At 71.1% G+C, this 4,820-nt stretch carries 4 protein-coding genes; 3 read left to right on the forward strand and 1 reads right to left on the reverse strand.

The annotated features are described in order from the left end of the window. Positions 1-103 precede the first annotated feature (103 nt). Positions 104-595: a hypothetical protein gene (locus ACFVYN_RS13535; protein ID WP_389997015.1), complete on the forward strand. Its 492-nt coding sequence runs from the start codon at positions 104-106 to the stop codon at positions 593-595. 45 nt (positions 596-640) lie between these two features. On the opposite strand, the gene ACFVYN_RS13540 is transcribed toward ACFVYN_RS13535, so the two are convergent. Further along, on the reverse strand, positions 641-925 hold the full coding sequence (locus ACFVYN_RS13540; RefSeq protein WP_389997018.1) for an ANTAR domain-containing protein: 285 nt from the start codon (positions 923-925) through the stop codon (positions 641-643). Positions 926-1,056: 131 nt separating this feature from the next. Here ACFVYN_RS13540 and ACFVYN_RS13545 point away from each other — a divergent pair, with 131 nt between their 5' ends. Both ACFVYN_RS13545 and ACFVYN_RS13550 read left to right on the forward strand, forming a co-directional pair. Then, positions 1,057-3,033, forward strand: a complete 1,977-nt coding sequence (locus tag ACFVYN_RS13545; protein ID WP_389997021.1) for a protein kinase — start codon at positions 1,057-1,059, stop codon at positions 3,031-3,033. Between the two features lies 1 nt (position 3,034). Then, positions 3,035-3,835: an FHA domain-containing protein gene (locus ACFVYN_RS13550; protein WP_389997023.1), complete on the forward strand. Its 801-nt coding sequence runs from the start codon at positions 3,035-3,037 to the stop codon at positions 3,833-3,835. Positions 3,836-4,820: the final 985 nt, after the last annotated feature.

Consider the following 4,820-nt stretch of genomic DNA (forward strand, 5'->3'; position numbering starts at 1 on the left):
CCCCCGCCCGCGCCGACTCCGTACCCGCCACGACCGGCGGCCCCTCCGCCCTGGCCGCCCAGTCGGTCGCATCCTCGCGGGACGGTGACGAGGAGGACCCCGCATGACCGGCATCGACCTCACCCTGCGCGCGCTCCACCACGGCGAGCGGCATCTGGCCCAGGAGCTGACGACGGTGGCCGAACGCCACCGCACCGACCACGAGATCCACCACGTCGCCACCGACCTCGCCCACTGGTCCCGCGAACACGCCCAACGCCTGGCCGACACCGGCCGGGACCGTGGCCTGCACCTCGGCGATCCGCCCAAGGACCACTCGACGGGCCTGTTGTCGGCGGTGCGGGAGAAGGCGGCCGAGGCACTCGGTCACCGGCCGGAGCCCGGACTGCTCCTCCTGCGCGACCTGCGGGACCTCCATCTGGCCGCCGCGCAGAACTCCCTGTACTGGGAGATGCTCGCCCAGGCCGCACAGGCCACCCGGGACGACGGCCTCCTGGACCTGTCCTCCGCGTGTCATCCGCGGACACTGCGGCAGATGCGCTGGACCAACACCATGATCAAGATCCTCTCGCCCCAGGTGCTGTCCAGCCTGTGACGCGGTGACGGACGGCGGACCCGTCAGGGACCCGTCAGGGACCCGTCAAGGCCGGGGCCGCAGGGCTCGCCCGGGCGAGGACGGCCCTGCGCCGATGTCCCTGATCAACTCCGCGTACACCTCCCGGAGTTTGACGTTGCGGCGCTGCGAGGCGGTGCGCAGCAGGTTGCACGCCTCGTCGGCCCCGCACCGCTGCCTGCCCATGATCACGCCGATCGCCTGGTCGATGACACTGCGCGACTCCATCGCCGTCTGGAGGTCCGGAGTACGCCAGTGCCAGGCAATTGGGACCGACCTCGGTGAAGGACGTCGGGTAGCAAGCCTTCTCACCGAACCGGCCGTGCTGTGGGGGTTCTGGGCGGGTCCGCGCGGAGTCCGGTGAAAGAGATCACTCCCGGGTGCGGGCTGAGTACACTCCGTCGTCTGGCAGGACCATTGGCGGTGGGGTGAGGGGCAGGTCGGTGCTGGTGACGCCGGAGGCCGGGGACGAGATCGCCGGCCGTTACCTCTTGCGGGAGCCCATCGGCACAGGCGGGATGGGCATCGTCTGGCTGGCCTGGGACGAGCGGCTCGAACGGCGGGTCGCGGTCAAGTGCGCCCGCCTGGACGACGACCGGGCCGCGCGACGGCTCATGGGCGAGGCGCGCAACGCCGGACGGCTGCACCACCCGAACATCGTGGGCGTCTTCGACTTCGTCGACGAGGGCGCCACCTGCTGGATCATCATGGAGTACGTCCCCTCGCGCAGCCTCGCGCAGATCCTGACGGAGCGCGGTCCGCTCCCTCCCGAGGAGGCCGGGTCGATCGGCTGCCAGATCGCGGCCGCGCTGGTGAAGTCCCACCACGAGGGCGTGGTGCACGGCGATGTGACGCCGGAGAACATCCTCGTCACCGACGAAGGTGTCGCGAGACTGACCGACTTCGGGATCTCGCGGGCCCTGTGGAGCGACGTCACCCGCACCGGGACTGGCACTGTGCGCGGCAAACCCCGTTATCTGGCACCGGAGTTGGCCAAGGGACTGCCCGCGGGCGAGAAGTCCGACGTGTTCTCCCTGGGCGCCTCCCTGTTCATGGCGGTCGAGGGCCGGTCGCCGTACGGGGAGCTCGAACACCCCATGGCCTACCTCGCCCGGGCCGTCGAGGGACACATCGAGCCCGCGCACCGGCTCGGCCCGCTGGAGGGGCCGCTCACCGCTCTGCTGGAGGTGGAGCCCCGGCGCCGGCCGGACGCCGCCAGGGCGCAGAGGCTGCTGACGCGCGCCGCCCCACCGCCCCCGCACCTGGTGGAGCAGTTGCGCGACAGCCGTACGCGGGACTTCACGGCCCCCACACTGCGGTTGCGGCGACTCGTACGCCGCGCCCAGGACGCCACGCCCTCCACGATCTCCATGCCGCGGCGGCAACACCCCCTGCGCCGAAGGCGGTTGGTCATCACGGCGGTCGCGGTGGCCGCGGCGGGCGCGATCACGGCCGGGCTGGCCGTCTTCGGCCCGTGGGCCTCGCAGAACGAGGCAGACCAAGGCGGCCGTACGGGCTCGACCGGCGCCGCCGACGCGAAACCCCCGGCCGCCACGGCGCGGGCCGGCGCCATCGGCGACGAGCGTACGGCGGACCCCTGCGGGCTGCTCGACGCCGCCTCGCTGAGCCGCTTCGGCGGCACCGTACTCGACCCGGACTACGGGGAGATCGACCGCTGCGACGTCCTGGTGCGCAACAACAGCGGTGACGACACCGCGGACATCCAGGTCAACCTCGACTCGGACCGGGACGACTTCGCCGACGTCCGGTCCACCCACCTCACCGCCGGCCTCACCGTCGTAACCCTCGAACGGGACGGAAGGGCCTGCGAGCGGGCCGTCCTGACCACCGACGGCAAGCAGGTCCGCGTCATCGGAAAGCAGCTGGGCGAAGGGGCGCCCGACCCGTGCCGGATGGCCGACGCCGCCACCGACCGCGTGGTCGGCGTGCTGGCCCACGACCCGGTGCCCCGGCGTTCGTCGTCACCGGCCGCCGACTCCCTGGCCCGGCTGGACACCTGCACCCTGCTCGACGCCACCGAGCTCGCGCGGCTGCCCGGCGTCGACGTGGGAAACCGGGACCGCGGCTTCGGCTCCTGGAGTTGCGACTGGTCCAGCGACGACGGCACACGCGAGGTCGAGATCCAGTTCAGCCGGGACGACTCCCTGGACGCCGACGACGGAACGGCCGTGAAGGTCGCCGGGACGCGGAGCTACTACGTGGCGGACGAGGCCGAGGACAACAGCTGCACCGTACGGACACCGCACCGCACGTACACGGACGCCGCCGGCGACCGCATCGTCGAGCTGCTCCAGCTGACCGTGTACGCACCGCAGCCGGACCGGCAACTGTGCGACAGCGCGGCGCAGTTCGCGGCCGTCGTCGTGCGGAACATCGCGAAGCGACTGCCGGAGGCGTGACGTGACCGAGCCGAAACCGCCCGACGGCACCGGCGCCAGGCGGTTGCCCGCCACCCACGGAAGCCTCGCCCGGGGCGCGTCCGCACCGCTGCCCGGCACCGTCTTCGCGCTCGCGCTGACCGGGGGTATGACGTTGGGGCCGGGGGAGGGCCGCGAGGTCCTGTTCGGCCGCAACCGCCCCGAGGTGCATGTCTGCCTGGGGGAGGACGACCCGCAGGTAAGCCGCCACCAGGGCACGCTCACGCATCGGGCCGACCGCTGGTGGGTGAGCAACTCCGGTCGTCTGCCGATCCGTTGTGCGGGGGCCCGGCTGCTGTTCCGGGACGAGGAGCCACTGCCGCTGGACACCGGATACACCCCGCTGTTCGTCGGCGGTTCCCGCGGGCGCGAGCACCTGCTGGAGGTCTTCGTCACCGGCCCCGAGGGCGACCGGCCGCCGCCCCGGCACGAGGACGTCACCCGCCCGCCCCGGGTGTGGGTGCTCACCGAACAGGAGAAGCTCGCCCTCGTCGTCCTCGGTCGGCGCTACCTGCTGCACGAACCCCGGCCACAGCCGCTGACCTGGCGGCAGACCGCCGCCGAACTCGCCGAAACGCAGCCGCACGCGGGCTGGACGGACAAGCGCGTCGAGCACCTGGTCAACGGCGTGCGCACCCGGCTGTCCCGCGACGGCGTGCCCTGGCTGACCCGCGAGGAGCTCGGCGAGCCGGTGGGCAACGCCCTCAACGACCACCTGATCCGGGCCCTGCTGGCGTCGACGACGCTCGTACCGATGGACTTGTCCCTGATCGACGCGGCCTGACGCCTTTGCTCCGAGGCCTGTGGAGCGGGACCACGCCTGTGACGCCGCTCCTGGCTTTCCGCAGGCCCGCGACGGATGGAGAGAGGCGGGCCGTTGCGCCGTTGCCGCTCGTCGCGTCCATCAGGTCACCTGGTCTCTCATCGTCGGCGGTGGGTCCTCCATCGCCGTTCGAGGTGGGTTTCCACACTGTCCGGTGCCCGAAAATCTATCGTGGCCGGAGTAGACATTGGGTGCCGTCATGGTTATGGTTTCTCTCGTAGCCCAGAGAGACAGAAGGGCCCGGCAGACACGAACTGCCGGGCAGCAGTATGTAGTTGCAGTGCGCAGGACGGTCCGGTGGTGGAGTTCCGAAGCCAGGGTTTTTGCGGTACGGCGACGGGGCTGACGACCGGACCGGGTGGCCCGCAGTGATCAGGGGCCGCCGTTGGTGGTACCGATTTGGCAGTACCCAGCAGTGAAGTCGGTGAGCAGTACCTCGGTGAAGGCGTCGGCTGCGGGCGCGCGCATCGGGAGGTTCGGCAGTGGGGTTCCAAGCCAGAGCAGAAGCAGGACGGGCGACGGGGCTGGCTGCCGGAGAGTGGCGCTTCGCGAGGCCACCAGTGGTTCGCAGTATCAGCAGTTCAGCAGTGCGAGCAGTACGCAGTACCCGATTGCCAAGTAATTGGTTCAGAGGGAGGAACGGAGGAGCCGAGCGCCATCAGGATCGCCCGGGCGGACGTCTCGAGCCCGGGTACCGCAGGACATCGACAGTGAGGTGGTCTCCGGTCAGGCAACAGCGATCCCAGCAGCCCCGACAGCATCTCGGTCGGGTCCGCGGAAACAGAAGGCCGGCGCAGTACCAGGGCCGGCAGATGGTGTAGCAGTTCCTCCGGGGTCCTGGTGCCGTACGGCACCAGGACCCCCCCCCCCCGTACACACAGAGGGGAGTATTAAGCAGACCAACCCCCCCGCCCGCGAGACCGCCCCCAAAAAACCCCCAACACCA

The sequence above is a fragment of the Streptomyces sp. NPDC058307 genome (assembly GCF_042880295.1).
In the GTDB taxonomy this organism is placed as follows: Bacteria; Actinomycetota; Actinomycetes; order Streptomycetales; family Streptomycetaceae; genus Streptomyces.